The sequence below is a fragment of the Siphonobacter sp. SORGH_AS_1065 genome, assembly GCF_030818595.1.
GTDB lineage: Bacteria > Bacteroidota > Bacteroidia > Cytophagales > Spirosomataceae > Siphonobacter.
In genome coordinates, this window is the sequence record NZ_JAUTAM010000004.1 from 2335493 (window position 1) to 2359594 (window position 24102).

The following is a 24102-nucleotide window of genomic DNA, read 5'->3' on the forward strand; positions in this document are numbered from 1 at the left end:
GGAACAAAGTGAATCGAGCCATCGGTCTGCTTTGTTCCTTGTTCAACATACGACCCTTCAGAAATGAATCTTCTCTTTCGTTCCGCCCGAATTCTTGATCCTCATTCGCCGCTGCATGGTCAATTGGCCGACGTATGGATTGAAGACGGGGTCATTCGTAAAATTGGTCAAAATCTTTCGTCCGCTTCGGCGGGGCAGGAAATCAACGTTCCCGGCTTGTGCCTTTCTCCCGGTTGGTGCGACTTACGCGTGCACGCTAAAGATCCCGGGTATGAGTCTAAAGAAGATTTATATAGCCTGAAACGGGCGGCAGCGGCGGGTGGTTTTACCGAGATTGTTTTACTGCCCAATACTAAACCGGTCATTCAGAGTAAGGAAAGTCTCAATTACATCCGTCGCTTTTCGGAGCAGCAGGCGGTTCAATTCCTGCCTACGGCTGCCTTAACGCTGGGTTGTGACGGTAAGGATTTTACCGAAATGCTTGACCTGCATCATGCGGGTGCTGTGGCATATACCGATGGCGAAGAACCCATCTGGAACCCTGACATTTTACTTAAATCACTTCAGTATCTGGCTCAGGTCAACGGACTTCTGATTCAGCGTCCAGAAGAACCTTCTTTAACGGTTCACGGACAAATGCACGAAGGTCAGGTAAGTACCTTGCTGGGCATGCGGGGTATCCCAACCATGGCCGAGGAGTTAATGATTCAACGGGATTTACGTTTGCTGGAATACGCTGTGGAAACGTTCGATTTACGTCCTCGACTGCATTTTTCACTGGTATCAACCGCTCGTTCAGTAGAGTTAATCCGTCAGGCTAAAGCTCAGGGATTACCCGTTACCTGCGATACGGCGGCACATTACCTGGCGTTCACGGATGCAGACCTGGTGAGTTTCGACACCAATCTGAAAGTAATGCCTCCCTTCCGTCCGGCTGAGGAAGTAGCGGCCCTGAAAGCAGGCTTAGCCGATGGGACCATCGACGCTCTGGTTTCTGATCATTACCCGCAGGATGCCGAATCTAAGAATCTGGAATTTGATTTAGCTGATTTTGGAATCAGTAGCCTGGAAACTGCCTTTGCTACTGCTATCACTTATGGCGATTTAGAGCTGGATACAGTATTAGCCTTATTTACTTCGCACCCCCGCTCTATTCTGAAACGTAGCCCCGTTACCATTGCCGAAGGACAGGTTGCTCAGTTAACGGCTTTCAATCCCGATGAAGAATGGACGGTATCCGCAGCGGAATGGAAATCGAAAGGAAAAAATACGCCTTTCCTGGGCAAGACCTTACGCGGAAAAGTGTATGGTATTGTTAATCAGGGTAAAAGTACGTTTCATAGTCAGCCCCTGAGTTTTAAAGTATAAACAGAAGGGCTAACGTTTGTCAAGCAAACGTTAGCCCTTCCTTTCTCCATGAAAAGTAAAGCGTTTCTTCAATTATCAGTCATTTCCGGCCTCGTGGCTGGACTGGTGTGTTTTTTATTTTTCTATATTCTGAAAATCAGCGACGCTATGCCGCTGGGGACTCGTCGGAATATCGGCATGATATTCATGTGGATTGCAATGACCGTAGGAGCTTATCGGTATTGGAAAACGGTTCATCAGACGGTTAACTTTCTGGAAATCTTTGGTTTTTGTATCATTGTTGTTCTGATCGCCAGTGCAGTAGATGGGGGCTTGGTTGCTTATTACACTTCTTCGGTTGAACCGTCGCTCATTCCTGAATTTATTGTCGAACTCAAGAAATTAGCTTTGCAGGATCAGGCTTCCATTCAGGAACAATTTGGAGATGACAAAGCCAGCGGACCGATTGATTTTCAGGTCTTCCTTCAGCAGATTGAACAGATTTCGCCTAGTTCAATTTTCTGGAGTAACTTCGGAGTTCTTCGGATGCTTTTTCATTTCCTGTATGCAGCTTTAGTCGGAGTTTATCTTCGAAAAACGAGTTTAAGTACCTATTATTAGCAGAACATTACCTAACTGAAAACAGAAAATACTAAACTGGAAATTGAGTCATGGAGCAGACACCCTCAACCGCCCGGATTGCTTTGAAATGGGGAGCCATTTCTGGAATTGTAACTTCTATAGCTCAGATTGGCTCACAGGTATTAAATCTAATGCCGGAAGATCCTACAAACATTAATGTAGGATTAGGCTTATTTACTAATTTTCTGGCAATAGCATTTGCCGTTTTTATATTAGTAATGGCTATGCGGGAGTTTAAAATTTTAAATGAGGGTTTTATTACGTATGGTCAAGGGGTAGGAGTAGCCGCATTGAGTGGAGCCGTTTGGGGTGTTGTTTCAGCCACTATTACAATGGTTTATACTCAATTTATTGACCCTTCCATACGTGAAAAAATGTTACGTGCCTTTAGAAATACGTACGAACAAAAAGGGATGAGTGATGAACAAATAGAGACTGCTATGAGAATTGCATCCATGATTACTAATCCTGGATTTGGATTTGTTATGACCATATTTACCGGAGTCCTGTCGGGAACACTCTTAGGTTTAATCGTAGCGGCAGTAGTAAAAAAAGACCGGCCGGTGTTTAGTTAATATTAGTTTTTACGTTCCTCCTACGAGCATTCCTTTCATATCCATGTTTACCATTTTCAAGAAAGAAGTCCATTCCTTTTTAAGCTCGCTGGTCGGTTATGTCGTGATGGCGGTGTTCCTCATGGCGATGGGCTTGCTGGTTTGGGTCTTTCCTGATACAAGTGTGCTGGAGGGCGGTTATGCCGATATGGCTTCGTTCTTCAACCTGGCTCCGTACGTTTTTCTCTTTCTGATTCCCGCTATTACCATGCGTTCCATCGCCGAAGAACGTAAAATTGGGACGTTGGAGTTATTGTTTACTAAACCCGTAACGGAGTGGCAAGTAGTAGGAGGAAAGTTTCTGGCTGCCTGTTTCTTACTGTTTTTAACTTTACTTCCTACGCTCCTGTATTATTTCTCGGTGTATCAGTTAGGTAACCCCGTCGGGAACATTGATACTGCCAGCGTGCAGGGTTCATATCTGGGACTTTTTCTATTGGGATGCGTTTTTGCAGCCATCGGGTTATTTACTTCTTCTTTAACGGATAATCAGATTGTAGCGTTCTTACTGGGCGTATTTATCAGCTTTATTCTATACGTAGGCTTCAGTTCTATTGCCGGACTGGAGTTATGGAATGGGGCAGCTTACTGGCTCGGCTGGCTCGGTCTTGATACGCAATACAATGCTCTGGGACGAGGGCTAATCGATTCCAGAAATGTGATCTATTTCCTTTCCCTGGTGCTATTGGCCTTATCCGCCACACGTTGGAAATTAACGCAACGGAACTAAGCCATTCATACCCCATTACAGTCGCTCGGATCTGCCGAGTGACGATCTAACCGTAGGTCTCTGGCCATCTTATGCACTGATTTCCTCGAAACAGAATACGATCACCCTACGCCTTTTGCTGTTTCAGATTTGCAATCCGAAACCTGACTATCGAGGATCTGTGATCCGCTTATAGTAATTACAATCTCATAAAGAGCAGCATTGTCAACATTGCATGTACCCAGACGCCATAAATGGACGTCTCTACAAAAATTGCATTCACAGGTAATGGCAGAAAGTAATCTCGCACCCGTTTTATTATTTATAAAGAAAGCCGGATCAGAAACTGCTGACCCGGCTTTCTTACCTTATAGAATATGTATTATTGCTTGACAATCACTCCGTCCGCAACGAAAACCAGAGCTTTTTCGGGTTCGGTGATTTTAGCAACTTCTTCTTTAGATTTACCCGCGTCTTCCGCGTAATGTTTCAGTTCTTTAATGGGTGTAATGCGGGAAAATGCTTTCCCTTCAAACACTACCGTTTTTCCTTCAATGTCTTTGGGCACGAAGAAATCATAATCCTTAAAGCTTACCCGCATGGTTTTACCTTCGGGTAATTTCACTTTCATCCAACAGCCTTTCATCTTGCAAACGGACTCAACCGTGCCGGTTACTTTCGTATCCAGCGTATCGGTAGTCTTCATTTTCTCAACGAGTTGTTTCGTGGAAAGAGCTTGATCTGCCGTAATTTTTGCTCCGTGATAGGAGTCCTGAGCCTGAGCGGTAGCTATCGAAAGGCCTAAAGCCAGAAAAAAGACGAGTGCTTTCATGGAGATTGGAATGATAGTAGGAAACAAAGATAAAAGATTAAATAAATTCAATGCATTGACCGCTAGTTAATTAACAATCTGAACCCAGCTTTTGCACTGCTTGCCGTCTGGGAAGGTAATGAGGTAATAATACGTTCCGGCGGCTAGTGATGGACTCCAGTCATTTTGATAACTAACCTGCTGAAAAACGGCTTTACCCCAACGATTATATACATCCAGTTTTAAGCCATTCGTGCCAATGACAAAACGATCATTTTTACCGTCCCCGTTCGGCGTTATTACGTTAGGAACATCAAGGGGGGGATCAATGGTCACGGGTGTTGCTGCCGATAAGGTACAGGAACCTCGTTTGGCCGAACCAGTAATCTGATACGTTCCGGGATGGAGATACGTATAAGGGTCGGGTTTCTGAACGCTCAATGAATCGCCGTTACCCATGTTCCAGGAATACTGCTCACCGCCGGAATTAGCCAGATTAATCCGTACCTGAGTAGGTCGGGTACAATCAAAAATGCGATCAACCGTAAAATCGGGCCGAAAGGATTCATCGATGGTGACTGTAGCCGTAGCCTGACCCCGACAGCCTTTTGAATCGCGTACCGTGACCGTGTAAACGGTGGTCTGGGTGGGTGTAACTTTAATATTGGGCTGAGTGACATTCGTAACACCGTCGCCGCTCCACTGGTAACTCGAACCCCCGCTGGCATTGATCTGAACGGTTTGACCTTTGCAGATTGTCGGCTCTGAAACTTGCACGGTTACCGGCAGGGGTTGAATTGTAACCGTAACAGACTTTTCGCCTCGGCAACCTTGGGCATCCGTAGCTTTAACCGTATAAGTCGTGGTTTGGCTAGGGCTGACACTAGGATTGGCCTGCGTCGTGCTGGAAAGGCTGGGGTCGGCGTTCCACTGGTAATTGGTGCCGCCAGTGACCGATAGGCGAGCAGTGCCCCCGAGACACATGGTAGTATCCTTACTAATCTGGAAAGCGGGTTCAGAAATACGAATGGTTCGCTGATAAACGGCTTCCTTTTTACAGCTTAATGGATTTCGTCCTACCAGTGAAATGACATAAATGCCTGGCTTGGTGAAGTTATATTCCGTCATTAATGGATTCGTAGAACGATCCAGGTTACCAATGGTCCACTCATAGTTTTTACCGCCCGTACTGGTATTGACAAATTGCAGTTTCAGGGGAGCACAGGCATTGACGGTATCCTGTTTTTTCCCGTCCAGCATGATGTCAAATTTTACATCAAGATTATCAATATCGAACTTGAAAACGGCATTATTACAATTGTTGGAGCGGTTCGTACTGGACCAGGCTCCCGGCGTAGTAGGAAAGGAAGATGGCTGACAGGAACAAACGGCCTGATAGACATAGCCACGTTTGTCAAAGCGGGAAGTTCCGCCATCCACGTGATCCCCACGGATTCGAGCAGAAACAGTCGTATTACCAAAATAAGTAGCGTATAGCAGCGACTTCGCTCCACTTTCCAGTAGGGCCAGATAGAAGTTATTACCATCGGTAGCTTTTTGGAAAGCGTCGTTGGTAATCGGTAAGCCACGGGTACTACTGGCTATGGCAATGGGGGTGTCCAAGGTATGATTTATCGCCCCGCCCCAGCCTGCTACGTAGATATTTCCGCATTCATTCACCAGAAAAGCCGTAGGAGCAAGGTCAGGGCGACCGCGACCACTGCCGATTACGGTGGAAAATAAGGTGCGGTCAAGCGTCGGGTCAAAGGCATGAATAAATTGTCCGCTGGAGCGATTGGAATAAGTGCCTGAAGTAACCGGATATTGTCCGCCATCGCTCAAACCCAGAATATAGACGTTCTCGTTTTTATCAATATCGAGTAACATGGCTACGTCCGCGTTGTTCGTTCCTACTCGTTTGGTTTTTAATACATTTCCGCTTCGGTCCAGCTTAATAATCCAGCCATCTTCAGGGGTTTGAAGGTTATCACGAACGGCCCCGCATACGTAAATAGTACCGGATGTGGCAGAACGAATGCCATACGCTCCACTAAAACCACCCATAAGCCGTGGTTTTTCCCAGACGAGGGTAGATAAATCAGCGGAAAATTTGAGAACCGTAGCCGCCAGGCGGTCGGGGCGGATTAGGGGAAGTTCGGAAGGTGTTGTCGTGGCGATGATGATGTTATCCTGATCATCCGTAACAATTTCACCTCGGTAAGCATCGCCATAATAACGAATGTCGAGAACCGTGTTCAGGTTCAAGCCATCGTTGGCAGTGGTGCCGTAATACGTAGCCCCCAGCAGGCTTTTTCCGTCGGCACTGAGTTTGGCGACGAAGATATCACTGCCGAAATTATAATCCATTCCAGAGAGGGGGGCTTCCGCACCCGCTAAGGCTTTACCTCCGGTAAAAGTACGTTTGTAAGCTTTCTCGTGCGTAGGAAAGTTCTGAGAGGAAGTTGTTCCGAAAATCAATAACTCGCCTTTACTGTTCACAATCAGGCTGTGCGGAACATCGGTTTGCGTTCCGCCGAGATAGGTGGCATAAAGTAAGCGGGTTCCGGTAGGGTTATACTTTAAAATGGCTACATCCCAAAGGGTACCACTGTTGTTCCCCCGGTAGTTGATCTGGTAAGCCCCTGCCGTAACGGGAAAACCCGAGGCATTAGCCGAGCCACCCGAAATCAGGTTACCTTCTGCATCATACGTAGCTGTGTGGCCCCAGTTATCCGCATAAGAACCCGAAAAAGTGGCAAAGATTAACTCCGGGTCGATTACCAGCGGATGCTTGGGGTCATAGCCGTTGGGTAACCTAAACCCAACCGTATTTTTATTCTGGATGGAAAAATGCCCTTTGACTTCCTTGGTTTTACCGCCAATTTCCTGATAGTTATACGGATTCAACTCCCGAAACCAGCCTACGGAAGTCTTCACTTCCAGATTACCGTGCTCCGAAATGCTCATTTGTTCGGAGCCTTCATATCGCATTTTAATCACCTCAGGGTTTGCCCCGCTGTGAACAATGAATTCGTATTTGATGGTGGCCTGGTGAGCATACAGCCGAAGGTCAATGCCGGGATATAACTCTTTGTAAATAACTTCCCCAAAACCAGTTACGCCCGTGGCCCAGCGGCTCTGGTTATTCCCCAGAAAGTAATTGCGGGAAATACCATCGGAAAGATCATGCTGTAGTGCAGGGCTGGTATTAGAACCCTCGAAATAGACCCGAACGCCGTGGAGTCGCAGAGGTGCATCCGCGTTCAGTTGTTGGTCGTGCAGTTTCCGGAAATAATCCGTGTCGTAAAAGACGTAATCCATACCATCCCGGCGAAGGTCCATCTGGCCGCCCGGAATCTGGACGCGATACAGTACGCCGTCCTCCCACTGACCTTTGTTAGGAACGAAGGTAACTGGCTGATTTTCTGCCTGAACAAAGGTGGTAAGGAAAAGAAATAGACAGGTAAAAAGGTTTCGCATATCTTCATGGGAGGTTATAAAACGAAGATACTACGAATGCCAGTAACCCTGATTAAGTAGGGACCTGAAAATTATTTATACGCCTGAATATCAAGCCTTTTTTCACAAAAGCTATACTCAGCCGGGACGTTCGAACCGATAATAACCAACTGAGAATCATCCAGCTTCTGTACTTCGCGGTAATACCACTCGCTGTTGCGAGCGTCAAGGTTTGAAGTGGGTTCGTCCAGAATGACAACGGGTACCTGACTGTGGAAAGCCAGACCGAGTTTCAGACGCTGTTTCATTCCTGAAGAAAAATTACGAATGAACTTATCGCTGGAAGCTTTCAGATCGAGTCTTTCGATGAATTCAGCCGTTTGAAGATTATTCTTGAAGGGTTTGAATTTCTGATGAAAGTCAACCAGCTCAGTTAAGGTAAACTCTTCAATCAACTCCAGGTAAGGAGCTGCAATGGCCACCTGTCGGAACACGTCGTCCGCTGGAATATCCTGATTTCCGTTGCGGTATGTGAGCTTTCCTTCACTGGCGGCTAAAGCTCCCGCCACGACCTGAAGGAGCGTGGATTTCCCCGAGCCGTTAGGACCGGTAATGGCCATTCGCTGGCCGGAAGAAAGTTCGAGGGATAATCGGCGGAAAATCCATTCCCGAATAAACCGTTTACCCAGCTGTTCGAGAATTAGTTGCATGGGAATCAGAGAAGAAAAAAGGTCAGGAATCGTCATGATAGCCTGACCTTTTTTAATTATTCAGCAGAAGAGCTCTTGTTAGGGCCTTTCATGATACCTCGTTCGGAAGAGCGGATGAAGTGTAGAATTTCATCCCGTTCAGCCGAGGCTGGTAATTCAATTTCAATGCGGTGTAAAGCTTCGGCGTTGTTATATCCCTTCTGGAAAACGTAGCGATAGATTTCCTGGATTTCAGCAATTTTCTCGTTACTAAAACCCCGGCGACGCAGACCGATGGAGTTTAAACCCACGTAAGCAATCGGCTCACGACCCGCTTTGGTATAGGGAGGAATATCTTTCAGGACGTGAGAACCGCCACCAATCATGCTGTGAGCACCGATTTTAGAAAACTGATGAATGGCAGTCGTACCTCCCACGAATGCCCAGTCGCCTAATTCTACGTGTCCTGCCATTTGCACACTATTCGCCATGATGCAGTGATCACCGATGATGCAATCGTGAGCAATGTGCGAGTAAGCCATAATCAGGCAGTTTTTGCCTACTACCGTTTTTCCGGCGGCTTTGGTGCCTTTATTAATGGTGACACATTCCCGAATGGTTGTATAATCACCAATGACGGTCAGTGTTTCTTCCCCTTCAAATTTCAAATCCTGAGGAACGGCTGAGATACTGGCAGATGGAAAAATCTGAACGTTTTTTCCAATGCGGGCACCTTCAAAAATGGTAACGTTAGAGCCAATCCAGCTTCCTTCGCCAATTTCAACGTTTTTATGAATAACCGCAAAGGGCTCAATAACCACATTGGGGGCGATTTTGGCGTCAGGGTGAACGTATGCTAAGGGCTGTATCATTCTTTCATTTACGGATTACGGTAGCGTATGGGAAGCTATTTACCGTAACGTTCTGGCTTATTTTTTACGAACTAAACTCGCAGTCATGTCACTTTCCATGACCAGCTGACCGGCCACCCAGGCCTGTCCGTGCATTTTGGCAATGCCACGTTTCATGGGAGCCATGAATTCGCATTTGAAAATGACCGTATCACCGGGAACTACGTTACGACGGAAACGGCAGTTTTCAATCGCTGCCAGGTACGCCCAGTAATTTTCAGGATCTGGTACGGTGCTCATTACGAGGATACCACCCGTCTGAGCCATAGCCTCAATCTGTAAAACGCCGGGCATTACCGGGTTTTCAGGAAAGTGACCCGTAAAGAAGGGCTCATTGATTGTAACATTCTTAACACCAACAACGCTGGTCTCGTCCATATGAATGATTTTATCAATCAACTGGAAGGGATAGCGGTGTGCCAGCAGATTAGAAATCTGCTTAATATCCATCACCGGGGGGACCTTGGGGTCATATACGGGGATACTGGGTTTTTGAGTTTCCCGCATCAGTTTTTTAATTTTTTTCGCCATTTCAACGTTTGCCGCGTGGCCAGGACGAGCCGCCAGAATTTGAGCCTTCAGGGGACGTCCGACCAGAGCCAAATCTCCTATAACATCAAGGAGTTTGTGGCGGGCAGGTTCATTGGCATAGTGTAAATCGATATTATTAAGAATTCCTTTTCCGGGGACCACACTTACTTTAGGCTTACCTAAGAGTGAAGAAAGGTGGTCAAGCTCGCCATCTTCAAACTCACGATCCACGATCACGATGGCATTTGAAAGGTCACCTCCTTTAATTAGGTTTGCTTTAAACAGAGCTTCCAGTTCGTGTAAGAAACAGAAGGTACGGCTCTTGGCAATTTCCTGTTTGAAAAGCGTAATATCGTTTAGAGAAGCATGCTGACTGCTAAGGACCTTGGAGTTATAGTCCACCATGACCGTTACGCGGTAATCGTCAAGGGGCAGAGCGGCGATTTCAACGTCGCGGTCTTTATCACGGAAGCGTACTTCCGAAGGAACCTCGAAGTAATTTCGTAAGGCATTCTGTTCTTCGATGCCCGCATCATCCAGAGCCTCGATGAACTTAATGGAAGAACCGTCCATGATAGGAGGTTCAGGACCATCTAGCTGGATGAGGCAGTTATCAATCTGAAGACCCACCAGGGCCGCCAGCGTATGCTCTACGGTATGAACACGGGCACCGCTCTGTTCAAGCGTTGTACCCCGGGAAACATCCACTACGTTATCTACATCAGCATCAATAATGGGTTGGCCGGGTAAGTCAATCCGTTGAAACTTGTAACCGTGGTTCGCTGGAGCCGGTAGGAACGTCATGGAGGCAACGACACCGGTATGTAACCCAACACCAGATACGGTGACAGGTTTTTGAATAGTATGCTGTTTAAGATTCATTTTAGACGAATGAGCAGCTATCGACTGGTAAATTCGATGGGCTTTATACACAAAAGGCCTCTTGAAAAAGAAGCCTCCTGCCAGCTTTGATCGACTCGCTGCTGAACTACTGGATGCTATTAGCCGGCAAAGATAATTCTTTCAGGAGTTTTTCCAGTTCTCTTACCCGCTTTTCCAATTCAGGAAGTCGACGAAATACGGCCTGCGATTTGAGGTTCTCCCGGTTTTCGTAGGCCGGAGACCCGGTTAATACGACTCCTTCTTTGGTAATTGTCTTTGAAATGCCGGATTGAGCAGTAATAATGGTATGATTAGGCAATTGCAGGTGACCAGAAATACCTACCTGGCCGCCAATCATGCAATATTCCCCAATTTTGACCGAACCAGACACACCACTCTGAGCGGCCATGACGGTATGACGGCCAATTTCCACGTTGTGAGCGATCTGAATCAGGTTATCCAGTTTAACTCCTTCATGGATAATGGTGGAAGCTTCTGGCATGGTTGCACAGTCAATAGTGGTATTAGAGCCAATGGAAACGTTATCTTCCAGAATCACATTACCCAACTGTGGAATGCTCTTGTACGAACCGTCTTCCTGAGGAGCAAAACCAAATCCGTCTGAGCCAATAACGGCATTGGCATGAATGGTACAATTCGCTCCAATTTTACAGTTATCGTAAATTTTAGCTCCGGCGTAAATAATAGTGTTATCTCCAATAACTACCTGATCTCCAATAAATGCCTGTGGATAGATCTTGACATTTTTGCCAATTCGGCAGTTATCACCAATGTAGGAAAAAGCTCCCTGATAAAGGCCTTCCCCAATTTCGGTATTCTTTCCGCGAGAGCTGGGTTCTTCAATGCCGGATTTACGAAAAGTAATGGCGTTATGATAAACCTCCAGCAGTTTAGTGAAGGCAGTGTATGCGTTATCAACCAGAATTAACGTCGGAGTATAGGCCTTTTTAGGCTCAAAACCTTTATCAACAATCACCGCCGAAGCAGAGGTCGTATAAAGAAAATGTTCGTATTTGAGGTTGGAAAGAAAACTGATAGCTCCTTCAGTTCCTTCCTCGATTTTAGCCAATCGACTTACTTTCTGATCGGCTTGACCTTTAACTTCACCGCCCAATAGCTGGGCCACCTGTGCAATAGTAAACTCCATGGAGAATATAGAAAACGACGGTTAGGAATGCGTTTCTCGGTAGCTCGTTTACTAAGCTTCGGACTTAGTAAAATACAATAAAATTGCCTAAAAACCGGGTTTTTTGTGGCAAAGATACAAGACTTTTGAAATGAAAAAGTATGCAGTACTTTCTAGCGGTAAAAAATGAATATTTTTTTGTAACACTGGCGTTTTCAGAAGGTTAGGTTTTAAAACTCTATTTTTTAAGTAGATTTTATTTTAGCTCATCCTATTTCTGAAAAACGTCCCTCGGTAATAAGTTGTTTTAACATTGGACAGATTATATGAAAAAACCTTCGATCCCGTACTCAAGAACGAAGGCTTTTGGGTTTATAAGTCTATGAATGAGATGGTTATACTTTAGGGTGCGTCCAGTTTAAAACGGGGCGGCGGCGAATCGGAATAACCAGATTGGTAAAGGCAATCAGTACTACGGAGATAGTAAGGACTAGAATACAGATTTCGCTAACGTATACAATAGTCATGTTAGGTTCTGGTGCCTGGTAACGCTGAAGGATAATACCTATTAATGCCCAGATAACCACTAAGCCATAAGCAACACTGCGATACGTGAAAAGTACAATCTGAGCCAGAATGGTACCCGTAATGATCATAATAACTGCCCACGTTTCTTCCGAAAGACCCAACTGATTCCAATTCATAGCAACTAACCAGGCCGTAATGTTAGTAATAGTGGCGATGGAAATCCAGCCCGCATAGAGTCCAAAAGGCGTACGTACCACGAAACGCTGCCACCAGCTCGTTTCTATCGACGATACTTCAAACATTTTAGATAATAACACCAATAAACTCACCAGTAAGCCCAGCATAATTGCTACGGAAAGACTCACGTATTCGTAGTGCCAGGCAATAATCCAACTGGCATTGAGCAGATTAGCCGCGATAAGCCAGCCGCTCGCCCGGGCTACTACCTGCTGTACGTACTCATGCGGGTGACGATTGAAGAGTCCTTTGAGCTGATAAATTATAAAAAGACCCAGGCTCAGATAAATCACACTCCACACAGAGAAAGTTAGGCCTGCCGGAGTAAAGAGATTCGGGTATTGATCCGAAAGCTGCTTGGTGGTTTTATTGTTCAAAGGCAAGCTTACCGCCGCCCAGTTGGCCGCGATGGTTACCAGAAAGGTAAGCAGATTTAAAACCTGTAAACTTTTGACGGCAAATGAATTGGGTTTTTCATAAATCGTATTCATGACCTTGATAAATTGATGGTGGGTAAATAATTAACGTCGCTCGTAATAACCCCGTAGGTTGTTGACATTCACATGGCCCAACTGGCCTTCTTCTAACTGATCGGGACTAATTTCCTGTTCGTAAACAATGACTGTTTCGCTTTTGGGAACAATGCCCCGACCAAAACGTCTGACGTAAACTTTCGTAAACTCTGCCCCGAAGTAGAGAATGGCTGCTGAATAGTTAACCCAAAGCAGCACGATCACAATAGAACCGGCTGAACCATAGGTAGAGCCTACGTTTGATTTGCTCAGGTAAAGGCCAATCAAAAACTTCCCGATCATGAATAGAATGGCGGTAAAGCCCGCTCCTACAAATGAATCTTTCCAGTAAAGTTTTCCGTCTGGTAATACATTAAAAACTAGTGCAAATAGTAAAGTAATGACCGCAAAAATGACCAGTAGGTTAACCACATAAAAAACGACAACCAGATCGTTATTGAAGATGCGTTCAAGCTGGTTGCTGAATACATCAATCATGGAATTCAGTACCAAGGATACCAGCAGTACGAAACCCATGCTGATGATCATAGAGAACGAAAGCAGGCGGTTAATTAATAGTTTCAGCCATCCTTTTTTGGGTTTAGCCCGCAACGACCAGATACGATTAATGGAATCCTGCATTTCACCGAAAACCCCGGTAGCTCCAATCACGAGCGTAATGATACCAACCGTTAGGGCTAAGGGCGAACGATTGGAGAGTTCGGCTTTCTTGATTAGATCCTGAATCTGGAGGGCGGCCTCTTTTCCTACCAACCCCTGAATCTGTCCGAAGACCTGCCCCTGAATGGCTTCCTGTCCATAAAAAATTCCTAACAGAGAAATAATGACCAGAAGCATGGGGGCCATGGAGAAGATCGTATAGTACGACAGAGATGCACTCATTTTTAGTGCATTGTCATTTGAAAACTCATTATAAACTTCCAGAAAAAAGTTACCAATAGACTTTAGACGATTCATACAGTGGAGGGTTGATAATTGATGTATCTATGGAATTACCATTATAATGCCACTTCCGCTCCCCGTTGTACCTCAGGGGTATTTCCCCGCCGTGGGGAATATTGTACTCGTTTTCTTTTTCTTTAAACGTATAGACCTAATATAAGGGCTTCTGGCACTGCTGGCAAACTGTTTTTATCTACCTAGTCAACATCCAAATCACGAAAAAAAAACTTTAACCGTCATGAGAAGTCTATTGTATATCATCGCAGTTATCCTGATTATCGGCTGGCTTATTGGAGTAGTAGGATACAGTGCTGGAGGTCTTATCCACATCCTATTAGTAATCGCCGTGGTATCATTCCTGTTAACCTTTATTCGTAGAGGCACAGTATAAGATTAGATAAAAACCAAGACCACATCTTAAATAATTATGTCATTAGCTCTAATCATGCTGTTAACCCTGGGAGTAGGGGCTGCAATCGCCGCAATACTGGACGCTTTTGGATCAAAGAAGGACCTGGGGTATTACCGTCCGCAAAACAGATTAGAGCGTACTGAATTTACTAACTTCATGCGAAATATCCGTAGTAAATCGGCTCGCGTGTAATTATAAAGAGTCTTACCCGAAAGGGTTTGTTAGGTTAGGTAAAACAATGGGGGAAAAGGAAAGTCCAGAAGTCGTTCTTCTGGACTTTTTTGTGTTTTGACGAGTTTTGGGTTTGGTGTTTGGAGTTGTGAATTTTTCTGCATCACCAATATACCAGGTTAAATAAATAAACTTTTAGTATTAACTATAAACCCCAAACTCAAAACCCACAACCCATAAACTAAATTATCACCGCTTATCCCAAAACTATTCGTCACTGTGGCTGGGCTTGTGTATCATTGATGAACAATAGTTTGGAAAGATGATGACAAGTCTCAAAGTTTGGTTTCTTGGCGTGAGTCTGGCGGTAACCTTACCCGCCTTTGGGCAGACGACTGCTCCGAAAAAATCGCTTCAGGACTGCGTGGATATAGCCTGGAAAAATAACCTTCAGGTCAAGCAGAGTGAAGTACAGGTGGAAGTGAATCGAAACACCTTCGAACAATCTAAATATACCCGGCTGCCTACACTCAACAGTGCTATTACTCAGGGCCTGAACCTGGGGCGTAACATTGACCCCTTCACCAATGCTTACGTAACCCAGACGTTGAATTATAATAACCTCAACCTGACTTCCTCAGAAATCATTTACAACGGTGGAATCGTTACGAATACCATCAAACAAAATCAGCAATTGCTGGAAGCCAGTAAGTTAGATGTACAGGCCACTCGCGATCAGGTAGCGTTGAACGTAGTACTGGCTTATTTGCAGGTATTAAATAACGAAGACGTTCTGGCCGTTTCCCGAACACAGGTGGATATTACAGGCCAACAGGTTGCCCGAACCGAAAAACTAGTTAGTGCCGGAGCCTTACCTCAGGCGAATCTGCTGGATTTACAAGCTCAATATGCCAACGATGAGTTATCGGTCGTGACGGCTGAGAATAACCTGGTTATTTCAAAATTGCAGTTGCTTCAATTGATGAATGATCCTGAAATTCAGGAAATTACACTGGATCGGATGAGCGTGAATACTCCTGATGATACTTACAACACGCCCATCCAGCAGATTTATGCTTCCGCTCTGAAAACGCAGGCGGCTGTTCAGGCCGCTGATCTTCGAACGCTGAGTGCCCGCACGGGGGTAGCCATTGCCCGGGGCTCTTACTTTCCCTCCCTGGCTTTTAACGTGAGTCTGGGTAGTAACTATTCGAGTGCCGCCCGCCGTTCGTTGGCAGGTAACCCCACCACTATCACGAATACGGCTTACGTTGATTTTCAAGGGCAACAGGTTCCAGTCACGTTTACAACCACTCAGCCCGGATACACTACTCAAAATATTCCCTGGTCCGAACAATTAACGAATAACCTAAACGGTGGGGTCGGATTAAGTCTCCGTATTCCCATTTTTAATGCTTTTCAGGTTCGGTATCGGACGGCAAATGCTTCGCTGAGTGTACAAAATCAGCAATATCAGGCCGACAATGTTCGGTTGCAGCTACGTCAGAATATTGAACAGGCTTATGTCAACATGACTGCGGCGGCTAAACGTTATGGTTCGTTGACGCGTCAGGTAGAGGCCTTAGCGTTGGCTTTTAAAGCTTCTGAAAGTCGGTTTAATGCCGGAGCCATCAACTCCGTAGATTACAATCTGGCGAAGTCAAATCTGGATCGTTCCCGCATTAATCAAATCCAGGCTAAGTATGATTATGTGCTGAGAATAAAGGTATTAGACTATTATCAGAATAAACCTTTGTCTTTTTGAGTTCATTATTAATTGACTAGACTATTACTTAAATAAGGGCTAAAAGCCATGGCAAAACGTTCTTCAAATCGAATTTGGTGGATTCTCGGTGGTATTGTGGTGGTACTGGTCGGAGGGCTTTTCGTAGCGAAAGCCACCGGTTGGATTGGAAAGGAAAAAGCCGAAGAAGCCACGTTCAGTACGGTAAAAACGGCTGACATTGTGGAAAGGGTTAGTGCTTCGGGAAAAATTCAGCCGGAGGTAGAAGTAAAAATCAGTCCCGATGTATCTGGGGAGATTATCGAATTGAATATTCATGAGGGGGATTCCGTCGTGAAGGGGCAGTTGTTATTACGCATTCGCCCGGATAACTACGAGTCGCTGGTGGCTCGGGCGAAGGCAACGGTTAATCAGGCGAAAGCCAGTTATGAACAGGCAAAGGCGAGTTTGGGACAGGTAGAGGCTCAATTAATTCGGGCTCAGGCTGATTATAACCGGAATAAGAAATTATACGCTGACAAAGTAATATCGGATGCGGATTTTGAAACCGTTGAGGCTAACTTTAAAGTAGCCAGGCAGAACGTAGAATCCACTAAGGCTAATATCGAAGCTGCCCGTTATGCCGTTGAAAGTGCCGATGCCGGCTTACGGGATGCCGTGGAAACCCTACGAAAAACAACCATTTACGCTCCATCGAATGGGATTATTTCCAAACTGGATGTCGAGCTGGGTGAGCGGGTCGTTGGAACTTCACAAATGGCTGGAACGGAGTTACTCCGCATTGCCAACCTGAATAATATGGAGGTGAGGGTGAATGTAAATGAAAACGATATCGTACGGGTCAATGTCGGCGATTCGGTGATTATTGACGTAGATGCTTACAGTTATTCAGGGCGGAAGTTTAAGGGTCTGGTCACTTCGATTGCCAATACAGCCAATGGTTCAGGAAGTTCACTTTCAGCGGCAGCAAGTTCGACAGATGCGGTTACTGAATTCGAAGTCAAAATGCGGATTTTACCGGATTCTTACCGAGATTTAGTAGATCGAAAAAAGAAAAGAAGTTTTCCCTTCAGACCCGGCATGACGGCTTCGGTTGAAGTGATTACTGAGCGGAAAAATGGGGTGTTAAGCGTACCTATTTCAGCCGTTACAACCCGTTCATCCGAAAAAGATGCAGAAGTAAATAATTCTGATACTCAGGGAAATGCTAACGTAAATCAGGTTCGTAAGGAAGCAAAACCGGAAGAAGTAGTTTTTGTAAATAAAAATGGAGTAGTGGAGCAGCGAACGGTAAAGACGGGTATTAGCGATTTTGAAAATATTGAAATTCTGTCAGGAGTGAAGGCTGGAGAAGAAATTGTATCAGGGCCGTTTTTACTGGTATCTAAAAATCTGAAAGCGGGCGACAAAGTGATGAAGAAGGCAGAACAAGTAAAAAAATAAATAATTAGTTTGTTGGTCGTAGTTAGGAAAATCTTCACTTCAATAGGTGGAGATTTTTTTGTTTTTAGGCTGGTCAAGGATTGCAAATCCTTGACCGATTGCTTTCGGATTTATAATCTGAAAGAGCAGCGGAGTCTCATGAACTGGTACGAGATGGAATCTCGCACCAGCATAGATTGTTCCTTTCAACCTTTAAGTCGTTCGGATAATATTCGCTGTAATCCCCGATTCTGCTAATAAAGACTGCGTTCGTTCGGGGCGAGCATCGGTTAGAAACACCTGGCCAAAGGTACCATCCTGCATCATATCCATAAGCTTGGCAATTCGGCGATCGTCCAGTTTATCAAAAATATCATCCAGCAGTAAAATGGGTTGATGGCCTTTTTCCTGGGTTAATAAATGAAACTGAGCCAGTTTTAAAGCGACCACAAAAGATTTTTGCTGACCCTGCGAACCAAATTTTTTCAGCGGATACGAGTCAATTTCAAAGACAAAGTCATCCCGGTGTATACCGAGGGTGGTGCGTTGAGCGGCCACATCCCGGTGGCGATTAAGCCAGAATTGATGTTTGAACTGTTCGATATCTACCTCTGAGTCATAACGAATCTCTACCGTTTCGCGACTTTCACTCAACTGAGCGTAATGCTCCTGAAAAACCGGGAGAAATTCCTGTAGAAAGCTTTTTCGGATCGCATTTAGCCGTAAAGCCAGCTCCACCAGCGGTTGAGAATAGGCTTCCAGCAGGTCTTCGTCCATGTAATGGCGTTCGTGGAATTGCTTTAATAAGATATTCCGTTGATCCAGAATACGGTTATACTGCAATAAATCGCTCAAATAATCCGGGCGTTGCTGGGACAATACCCCATCAAAAAACTTCCGACGCTCGTCTGAACCTTCCCGGATCAAATCTGTATCGTCAGGAGCGATTAATACTACGGGGAATTTTCCAATATGATCCGCCAGCCGTTCGTACGCTTTACGATCATTCATCACCACTTTTCGCTGACCTCGCGGTAATGAAATGGTAATCTGAGACGAGCGAAGGGGGGCAGCTATTCGGGACTCTTCGGAGGGTTCGGCAATCGTCTCTTCAGAAATAGACATCGGAGAATGGTTTTCCTCCGAATCATTCGTTATTTTCGCCAGGTTAACGGCAGGCTCGTGAGCCTCGTAACGGGAGAACACGCCGTCTATAAGCATAAAATCCGCCCCATGCTGGATAGACAGAGCATCCTGGCTGGTAAAGGCACTTTTCGTCAGCGACAAAAAATAAATGGCATCGAGCAGGTTGGTTTTGCCACTGCCATTTTCGCCGACAATGGCATTTACCTGCTCGGAAAAGAGAAAGGCTCCCGATTCGTAGGACTTATAATGAGTTAAATGAAGCCGTTCTAGAAAAAGCATCTTTGTGTTTTGACGATTGCAGGCTAATTTCGCCGAAAGTTTTGTACCAGGTTTTCCAAATTCGTGCCTTTGGCCGGAGAAAAAGTTCGGAAAATCAGACGTTATTTCCACTCTTCTAATCCCGCGTGTAATGGCCACAAAAGAAAAAGCCAAAGCGAAGGTAAAATACCCGAAAGAAACCTACCTCTATTGGTTTGAAAATATGATGCTTCAACGGCGTTTTGAAGAAAAAGCCGGTCAGCTCTATGGACAACAAAAAATCCGTGGTTTTTGCCACTTGTACATTGGTCAGGAAGCCTGTTCCGTAGGTTCAGTATCTGCTTTGACGAAAGATGACAAATGGATCACCGCCTACCGTGACCACGGTTTTCCTTTGGCTTTAGGAACGAGCCCCAATGCCATCATGGCCGAATTGTACGGCAAAGCTACGGGTACGACTAAAGGAAAAGGCGGTTCGATGCACATTTTTGACAAAGAAGTAAACTTTGTTGGCGGTCACGGAATTGTAGGTGCTCAGATTCCCCTGGGTGCTGGTATCGCCTTTGCTGAGAAATACCTGAAAACGAAAAACCTGTGTATCTGTTTCTTCGGAGATGGTGCCGTTCGTCAGGGTGCTCTGCACGAAGCCTTTAACATGGCAATGACCTGGAAACTGCCCGTTATCTTCGTGGTAGAAAACAACGGTTACGCGATGGGTACTTCGGTAGCTCGTACGTCAAACGTAACGGATCTGTACACGATTGGTGAAGCGTATGACATGCCTTCAGAGCCAGTAGATGGGATGAGCGTTGAAGCCGTTCACGAAGCGGTTAGCCGTGCGGCAGAGCGTGCTCGTGCCGGTGAAGGCCCTACCTTCCTGGAATTCAAGACGTATCGTTATCGTGGTCACTCCATGTCCGATCCTCAGAAATACCGGACGAAAGAAGAAGTAGAAGAATACAAACGCCGTGACCCTATTGAGTGGACCCGGGCAACGATTCTTGAAAACGGTTTCGCAACGGAAGAAGAGCTGACTGCGATTGAAGATAAAGTAAAAGAGCAGGTAGCTGAATCCGTGAAGTTTGCGGAAGAATCTCCCTGGCCAGATCCAAGCGAAGCGTACAAAGACGTGTACGTTCAGGAGGATTACCCATTCATTCAGGAATAGTTATTCGTTGTTGGTTGAGGGTTGTTCGTAATAACTTACCGTTACCAACTAATAGCAAAGCGGGGTAATGATTATCAAAACCGATAGTCATTACCCCGTTTCCTTTATTCTAATATTCTAACAACTAATAACCAACAACTTAAAACTACTCCTCCCACCCAAATGAACGCCGCACGGCTTTTCGCCAGCTTCGATACATGGAGTTTCGTTTGGCTCGGGGCATTTGGGGTTTCCAGGTTTTTTCGATGCCCCAGTTTTGGCGTAAATCGTCCAAATCTTTCCAGTAACCCACCGCCAGTCCGGCAGCGTAGGCGGCACCTAAAGCCGTGGTTTCAATCATTTTTGGACGTACAACGGGTACATTTAATAAGTCTGACTGAAACTGCATGAGTAATTCATTGACCGTCATGCCGCCGTCGGCCCGTAACTCGGATAACCGAATTCCAGCGTCTTTTTCCATCGCTTCCAGAATTTCCAGCGTTTGAAAAGCAGTAGCTTCCAGAGCGGCTCGACCTAAATGCCCTTTCGTAACAAATCGGGTTAACCCTGCCACCACGCCCCGGGCATCACTTCGCCAGTAGGGAGCGTAAATGCCCGAAAAAGCAGGAACAAAGTAGCAGCCGCCATTGTCTTCCACGGTTCGGGCCAGAGCTTCAATATCCGAGCTTTTTTCAATGAGACCCAGGTTATCTCTCAGCCACTGAACCAATGCTCCAGCAATAGCCACTGAACCTTCCAGGGCATATTGAACGGGTTGATTCCCTAATTGATACGCAACGGTCGTGATGAGTCCATGCGTCGATTGGGTTAGAGCATCGCCGGTATTTAATAACATGAAACACCCGGTGCCGTAGGTATTCTTCGCTTCACCCGGACGAAAACAGGTTTGTCCAACCAAGGCTGCCTGCTGGTCACCCAAAATTCCGGCTATCGGTACGCCTTCCAGCACCCCTTTTGCTTTTGCATACACTTCCGAAGACGAGCGGATTTCGGGTAACATTTTTCGGGGAATACCGAAGGTTTCCAGTAACGAATCATCCCATTTCAGCGTCCGTAAATCCATGAGCTGCGTACGGCTGGCATTGGTTACATCGGTAATATGTTTGGCATTTTTGTTACCTCCCGTCAGTTGCCAGATGACATACGTGTCCATCGTGCCAAAAAGGACTTCGCCCTTAATCGCGTCTTTTTCAAGCGTAGCCACATGCTTCAATAACCATTTGATTTTTAAGCTGCTGAAGTAAGTAGCCAGCGGTAAACCCGTCTTTTCCCGAAAGCGATCGGGCCCGCCGTCGGTGGCCAGTTCGTTCACTAATGAACTCGTTCGGGTATCCTGCCAGACAATGGCATTGTAATAAGGCTTCCCCGTAAATTTATTCCAGACGACGGTCGTTTCGCGTTGATTGGTAATGCCGACGGCGGTTAAACTTTTAGTCGTCAGTTTAGCCTTTGCCAGGGCTTCTTTAATCACTTCCTGTGTATTCGCCCAGATTTCATCGGGGTTATGTTCCACCCAGCCGGGTTGGGGGTAGTACTGGGTATGTTCTTTCTGGGCCATGGAAATAATCTCGCCCTTTTTATCGAAAATGATGAAACGAGTACTCGTCGTACCCTGATCTATGGAGCCAATGTACATCTTCAGTTTGTAGTTTTCGGTTTACGGGTTTCAGGGAAGGCTCGGCAGCGTAAGAAGCCGGGAGCCACGCTGAATTAATGAAAAGCCATGAATAACAGACTTCCCGCCACGCCGCCCAGTAGAGGAGCCACGACGGGAATCCAGGCGTAGGACCAATCGGAAGAACCTTTGCCGGGAATCGGTAATAAGGCGTGAGCAATCCGCGGAGCCAGGTCCCGGGCTGGGCTCATGGCATAACCCGTTGGGCCGCCTAATGACAATCCGATGCTCCAGACTAATAAACCCACGAGATAAGGTCCTAAACCAATGGCTAGTTCACCCGCCCCGGAAATAGAACTAACGCCCAGAATTAATAAGGCTGTGGCAATGAACTCTGAAATGAAGTTACCCGCTGGTTTGCGGACGGCAGGACTCGTAGCAAAAACAGCTAGTTTGAGGCCTGGATCATTTGTTTCAGACCAGTGTGGAAGGTAGTGCAGCCAGACCAGAACGGCTCCCAGAAAAGCCCCAATCATCTGAGCTAACCAGTAGGAAAGCACGTTGGAATAATCGTGATTGGAAACGGCGAAGGCTAGCGTAACCGCCGGGTTCAGATGAGCATCTGCACTTCCAAAGGCTTTGGCTACGAAAATTCCAAGCATCACGGCAAAACCCCAGCCTGCTGTAATGACAATCCAGCCGCTGTTTTCGCCTTTGGAGTGTTTCAAAAGAACGTTCGCTACAACGCCATCGCCCAACAAAATCAACACAAGTGTGCCGACTAATTCACCCCAAAACGGAGAAGGTTGCATAGGTAGACTTAGAGTAATTATTTGAATATTTTCTTGTACAAATAAAAGTATTTGTAAGAATCAGACAAGAAAACACCTAATAAATAACTCTATCACTCTACCTATGCATCATGCATCAAGGTTAATCCTTTTTCTTTTTATCTTTTTTATCGTCCTTACTGCCAAAGACTTTTTCCAGAAAGGTCTTCTTTTCTTCTTTTCGGGTACCCACCGTTCCTAAACTAACTTCATGATCCAGTGAAGGTTGAATGGCCCGGATGAAGGCATTTTGCAAAATATTTCCAATCACGAACCAGACATTGGTTTCCGGTTCCTTGATATCGCCTTCAAAGGGAATCTTTGTGGCTAATTGGTCTTTTCGCTGGTTTTTAAAAATCTGGGCAACGCCTCCGGCAATACCCTCCCAGATTTTCTGCAAAAGGGTGTCGTGTCGGTCTTCAGGGCCTAGCACTTTCAGGTTAGTAATGAGGGGCTTCACATAACCGTCAAAACGACCATTTTTCGCCGCCGCCTCAGAGTAAAGCCCAAAGCTTCCGCGGTTAATATCGACACTAGCGTAAGCCTTAAAAAAGTCATTCAGCTTAACCAGATTGGTGTTTTTTACTTCAGCGTTGACGTCAAAAGTAGGCCGGGGACTCATCGGGTTTAACCGGGCATTGATGGTCAGAGTGCCCTCGTACACATCGGCTTGAGCGGTAACGGTGGCGGGCAGTACGCTCGTAGAATCGTAGCTGTTTCGCAAATTGAGGGCCAGCAGATGAGCATTGGTAAGGGCAATGTCTACTTTAGGGCTGGAATGTTCATCGATGTAAGCAATACGACCGTTATTAATTTCCACCCGGTTTACATCCAGCGGCATGAAATTATTCAGCAGGGTACGGAAATCGCTGGAGTCTTTCTGCACCTGATTCGGCTCAACCTTATCTTTCGTAAAACGTAACGTAGGCGAGTCAAAAACCAGCTCACCCACAATTCCACCTTTGAAAAGAGCCTTCCATTCTACTGAAAGATCAATCATTTTTGCCCCAAAAAATGCCGTTTGCTGCTGCGAAACTGAATCATACTTATTAAGATATACGCTGTCAATTTTATAAGCTCCCCGTAACAAAGCCAGATCAATGTCTTTGATGTGACCGCGGTAACCATCCATGGTAGCCAGCGTTTTATTGGCGTAATGCAGAATGACATAGGGCAGAGCCAGCCGAATCACAACGAACAGAGCTAGTACGGCGAGAACAATCCGCCAGGTTTTCTTTTTCCGGGAAGTGGTTTTCATAAAGCTAAGGTTGTTGGAAGGTTTTTAATGCAGAAAAATCAATGCCAAACCGGGAGGTTACCTGACTAGTGCTTGCCATCAAGGAGTAAGAATACA

General features: G+C 45.8%; 21 protein-coding genes. 9 read left to right on the forward strand and 12 right to left on the reverse strand.

Annotated elements, in window-relative coordinates; all coding sequences use genetic code 11:
• Positions 1–63 precede the first annotated feature (63 nt).
• From QE390_RS10360 to gldF, 4 genes are read left to right on the forward strand one after another with little or no spacing between them, the layout of a single operon-like run.
• Positions 64–1368, forward strand: a complete 1305-nt coding sequence (locus tag QE390_RS10360; RefSeq protein ID WP_307142082.1) for a dihydroorotase family protein — start codon at positions 64–66, stop codon at positions 1366–1368.
• A gap of 48 nt (positions 1369–1416) precedes the next feature.
• Positions 1417–1968 carry a DUF4199 family protein gene (locus QE390_RS10365; protein WP_307142083.1) on the forward strand — a complete coding sequence of 184 codons (552 nt, stop codon included), beginning with the start codon at positions 1417–1419 and terminating at the stop codon, positions 1966–1968.
• A 50-nt stretch (positions 1969–2018) separates the two neighbouring features.
• Positions 2019–2564, forward strand: coding sequence for a DUF4199 domain-containing protein (locus tag QE390_RS10370; protein WP_307142084.1), 546 nt, complete (start codon positions 2019–2021; stop codon positions 2562–2564).
• Positions 2565–2607: 43 nt separating this feature from the next.
• Positions 2608–3333 (forward strand): gliding motility-associated ABC transporter permease subunit GldF, encoded by a 726-nt coding sequence (gene gldF / locus QE390_RS10375; protein ID WP_106635069.1) that lies wholly within the window; start codon positions 2608–2610, stop codon positions 3331–3333.
• A 361-nt stretch (positions 3334–3694) separates the two neighbouring features.
• Here gldF and QE390_RS10380 read toward each other — a convergent pair whose 3' ends face one another.
• The 8 genes from QE390_RS10380 to QE390_RS10415 all read right to left on the reverse strand — a co-directional run bounded on the left by QE390_RS10380 (position 3695) and on the right by QE390_RS10415 (position 13997).
• Positions 3695–4144, reverse strand: coding sequence for a DUF4920 domain-containing protein (locus QE390_RS10380; RefSeq protein ID WP_307142085.1), 450 nt, complete (start codon positions 4142–4144; stop codon positions 3695–3697).
• 66 nt (positions 4145–4210) lie between these two features.
• Positions 4211–7603 carry a gliding motility-associated C-terminal domain-containing protein gene (locus QE390_RS10385; protein ID WP_307142086.1) on the reverse strand — a complete coding sequence of 1131 codons (3393 nt, stop codon included), beginning with the start codon at positions 7601–7603 and terminating at the stop codon, positions 4211–4213.
• A 71-nt stretch (positions 7604–7674) separates the two neighbouring features.
• Positions 7675–8292, reverse strand: coding sequence for an ATP-binding cassette domain-containing protein (locus QE390_RS10390; RefSeq protein ID WP_307142087.1), 618 nt, complete (start codon positions 8290–8292; stop codon positions 7675–7677).
• 56 nt (positions 8293–8348) lie between these two features.
• Complete coding sequence (lpxA, locus tag QE390_RS10395) at positions 8349–9143, reverse strand: acyl-ACP--UDP-N-acetylglucosamine O-acyltransferase (RefSeq protein WP_106635073.1); 795 nt, start codon at positions 9141–9143, stop codon at positions 8349–8351.
• A 57-nt stretch (positions 9144–9200) separates the two neighbouring features.
• Positions 9201–10595, reverse strand: coding sequence for a bifunctional UDP-3-O-[3-hydroxymyristoyl] N-acetylglucosamine deacetylase/3-hydroxyacyl-ACP dehydratase (locus QE390_RS10400; RefSeq protein ID WP_106635345.1), 1395 nt, complete (start codon positions 10593–10595; stop codon positions 9201–9203).
• 106 nt (positions 10596–10701) lie between these two features.
• The gene (gene lpxD, locus QE390_RS10405; RefSeq protein ID WP_307142088.1) at positions 10702–11763 is read right to left on the reverse strand and encodes a UDP-3-O-(3-hydroxymyristoyl)glucosamine N-acyltransferase; all 1062 of its coding nucleotides are present in this window, start codon (positions 11761–11763) and stop codon (positions 10702–10704) included.
• Between the two features lie 374 nt (positions 11764–12137).
• Entirely contained in the window at positions 12138–12998 is an 861-nt protein-coding gene (locus QE390_RS10410) for a hypothetical protein (protein ID WP_307142089.1), read from the reverse strand.
• A 30-nt stretch (positions 12999–13028) separates the two neighbouring features.
• Entirely contained in the window at positions 13029–13997 is a 969-nt protein-coding gene (locus QE390_RS10415; RefSeq protein WP_106635076.1) for a YihY/virulence factor BrkB family protein, read from the reverse strand.
• A gap of 223 nt (positions 13998–14220) precedes the next feature.
• On the opposite strand from QE390_RS10415, the gene QE390_RS10420 reads away from it, so the two are divergent.
• The 4 genes from QE390_RS10420 to QE390_RS10435 all read left to right on the forward strand — a co-directional run bounded on the left by QE390_RS10420 (position 14221) and on the right by QE390_RS10435 (position 17752).
• Positions 14221–14373: a lmo0937 family membrane protein gene (locus tag QE390_RS10420; protein ID WP_157830183.1), complete on the forward strand. Its 153-nt coding sequence runs from the start codon at positions 14221–14223 to the stop codon at positions 14371–14373.
• 36 nt (positions 14374–14409) lie between these two features.
• Positions 14410–14586, forward strand: coding sequence for a hypothetical protein (locus QE390_RS10425; protein WP_157830184.1), 177 nt, complete (start codon positions 14410–14412; stop codon positions 14584–14586).
• Positions 14587–14887: 301 nt separating this feature from the next.
• Positions 14888–16330 (forward strand): TolC family protein, encoded by a 1443-nt coding sequence (locus QE390_RS10430; RefSeq protein ID WP_307142090.1) that lies wholly within the window; start codon positions 14888–14890, stop codon positions 16328–16330.
• A gap of 48 nt (positions 16331–16378) precedes the next feature.
• A complete protein-coding gene (locus tag QE390_RS10435; protein ID WP_307142091.1) occupies positions 16379–17752 on the forward strand; it encodes an efflux RND transporter periplasmic adaptor subunit in 1374 nt (457 codons plus the stop codon).
• 192 nt (positions 17753–17944) lie between these two features.
• On the opposite strand, the gene QE390_RS10440 is transcribed toward QE390_RS10435, so the two are convergent.
• Positions 17945–19156: a DNA replication/repair protein RecF gene (locus tag QE390_RS10440; RefSeq protein WP_307142092.1), complete on the reverse strand. Its 1212-nt coding sequence runs from the start codon at positions 19154–19156 to the stop codon at positions 17945–17947.
• A gap of 130 nt (positions 19157–19286) precedes the next feature.
• Here QE390_RS10440 and pdhA point away from each other — a divergent pair, with 130 nt between their 5' ends.
• Entirely contained in the window at positions 19287–20303 is a 1017-nt protein-coding gene (gene pdhA, locus QE390_RS10445; protein WP_106635082.1) for a pyruvate dehydrogenase (acetyl-transferring) E1 component subunit alpha, read from the forward strand.
• Positions 20304–20448: 145 nt separating this feature from the next.
• Here pdhA and glpK read toward each other — a convergent pair whose 3' ends face one another.
• The 3 genes from glpK to QE390_RS10460 all read right to left on the reverse strand — a co-directional run bounded on the left by glpK (position 20449) and on the right by QE390_RS10460 (position 24006).
• Entirely contained in the window at positions 20449–21945 is a 1497-nt protein-coding gene (gene glpK / locus QE390_RS10450) for a glycerol kinase GlpK (protein WP_307143543.1), read from the reverse strand.
• A gap of 68 nt (positions 21946–22013) precedes the next feature.
• Entirely contained in the window at positions 22014–22730 is a 717-nt protein-coding gene (locus QE390_RS10455; RefSeq protein WP_106635083.1) for an MIP/aquaporin family protein, read from the reverse strand.
• A 121-nt stretch (positions 22731–22851) separates the two neighbouring features.
• Positions 22852–24006: a DUF748 domain-containing protein gene (locus tag QE390_RS10460; protein WP_307142093.1), complete on the reverse strand. Its 1155-nt coding sequence runs from the start codon at positions 24004–24006 to the stop codon at positions 22852–22854.
• Positions 24007–24102 lie beyond the last annotated feature (96 nt).

Coding starts and splice junctions, on each gene's coding strand:
- QE390_RS10455 (WP_106635083.1), bottom strand. CDS start 22,730: ATGCAACCTTCTCCGTTTTGGGGTGAATTAGTCGGCACACTTGTGTTG.
- pdhA (WP_106635082.1), top strand. CDS start 19,287: ATGGCCACAAAAGAAAAAGCCAAAGCGAAGGTAAAATACCCGAAAGAA.
- QE390_RS10415 (WP_106635076.1), bottom strand. CDS start 13,997: ATGAATCGTCTAAAGTCTATTGGTAACTTTTTTCTGGAAGTTTATAAT.
- QE390_RS10440 (WP_307142092.1), bottom strand. CDS start 19,156: ATGCTTTTTCTAGAACGGCTTCATTTAACTCATTATAAGTCCTACGAA.
- QE390_RS10435 (WP_307142091.1), top strand. CDS start 16,379: ATGGCAAAACGTTCTTCAAATCGAATTTGGTGGATTCTCGGTGGTATT.
- QE390_RS10400 (WP_106635345.1), bottom strand. CDS start 10,595: ATGAATCTTAAACAGCATACTATTCAAAAACCTGTCACCGTATCTGGT.
- QE390_RS10360 (WP_307142082.1), top strand. CDS start 64: ATGAATCTTCTCTTTCGTTCCGCCCGAATTCTTGATCCTCATTCGCCG.
- lpxA (WP_106635073.1), bottom strand. CDS start 9,143: ATGATACAGCCCTTAGCATACGTTCACCCTGACGCCAAAATCGCCCCC.
- gldF (WP_106635069.1), top strand. CDS start 2,608: ATGTTTACCATTTTCAAGAAAGAAGTCCATTCCTTTTTAAGCTCGCTG.
- QE390_RS10410 (WP_307142089.1), bottom strand. CDS start 12,998: ATGAATACGATTTATGAAAAACCCAATTCATTTGCCGTCAAAAGTTTA.
- QE390_RS10430 (WP_307142090.1), top strand. CDS start 14,888: ATGATGACAAGTCTCAAAGTTTGGTTTCTTGGCGTGAGTCTGGCGGTA.
- QE390_RS10385 (WP_307142086.1), bottom strand. CDS start 7,603: ATGCGAAACCTTTTTACCTGTCTATTTCTTTTCCTTACCACCTTTGTT.
- QE390_RS10380 (WP_307142085.1), bottom strand. CDS start 4,144: ATGAAAGCACTCGTCTTTTTTCTGGCTTTAGGCCTTTCGATAGCTACC.
- QE390_RS10370 (WP_307142084.1), top strand. CDS start 2,019: ATGGAGCAGACACCCTCAACCGCCCGGATTGCTTTGAAATGGGGAGCC.
- lpxD (WP_307142088.1), bottom strand. CDS start 11,763: ATGGAGTTTACTATTGCACAGGTGGCCCAGCTATTGGGCGGTGAAGTT.
- QE390_RS10425 (WP_157830184.1), top strand. CDS start 14,410: ATGTCATTAGCTCTAATCATGCTGTTAACCCTGGGAGTAGGGGCTGCA.
- QE390_RS10420 (WP_157830183.1), top strand. CDS start 14,221: ATGAGAAGTCTATTGTATATCATCGCAGTTATCCTGATTATCGGCTGG.
- QE390_RS10390 (WP_307142087.1), bottom strand. CDS start 8,292: ATGCAACTAATTCTCGAACAGCTGGGTAAACGGTTTATTCGGGAATGG.
- QE390_RS10460 (WP_307142093.1), bottom strand. CDS start 24,006: ATGAAAACCACTTCCCGGAAAAAGAAAACCTGGCGGATTGTTCTCGCC.
- QE390_RS10365 (WP_307142083.1), top strand. CDS start 1,417: ATGAAAAGTAAAGCGTTTCTTCAATTATCAGTCATTTCCGGCCTCGTG.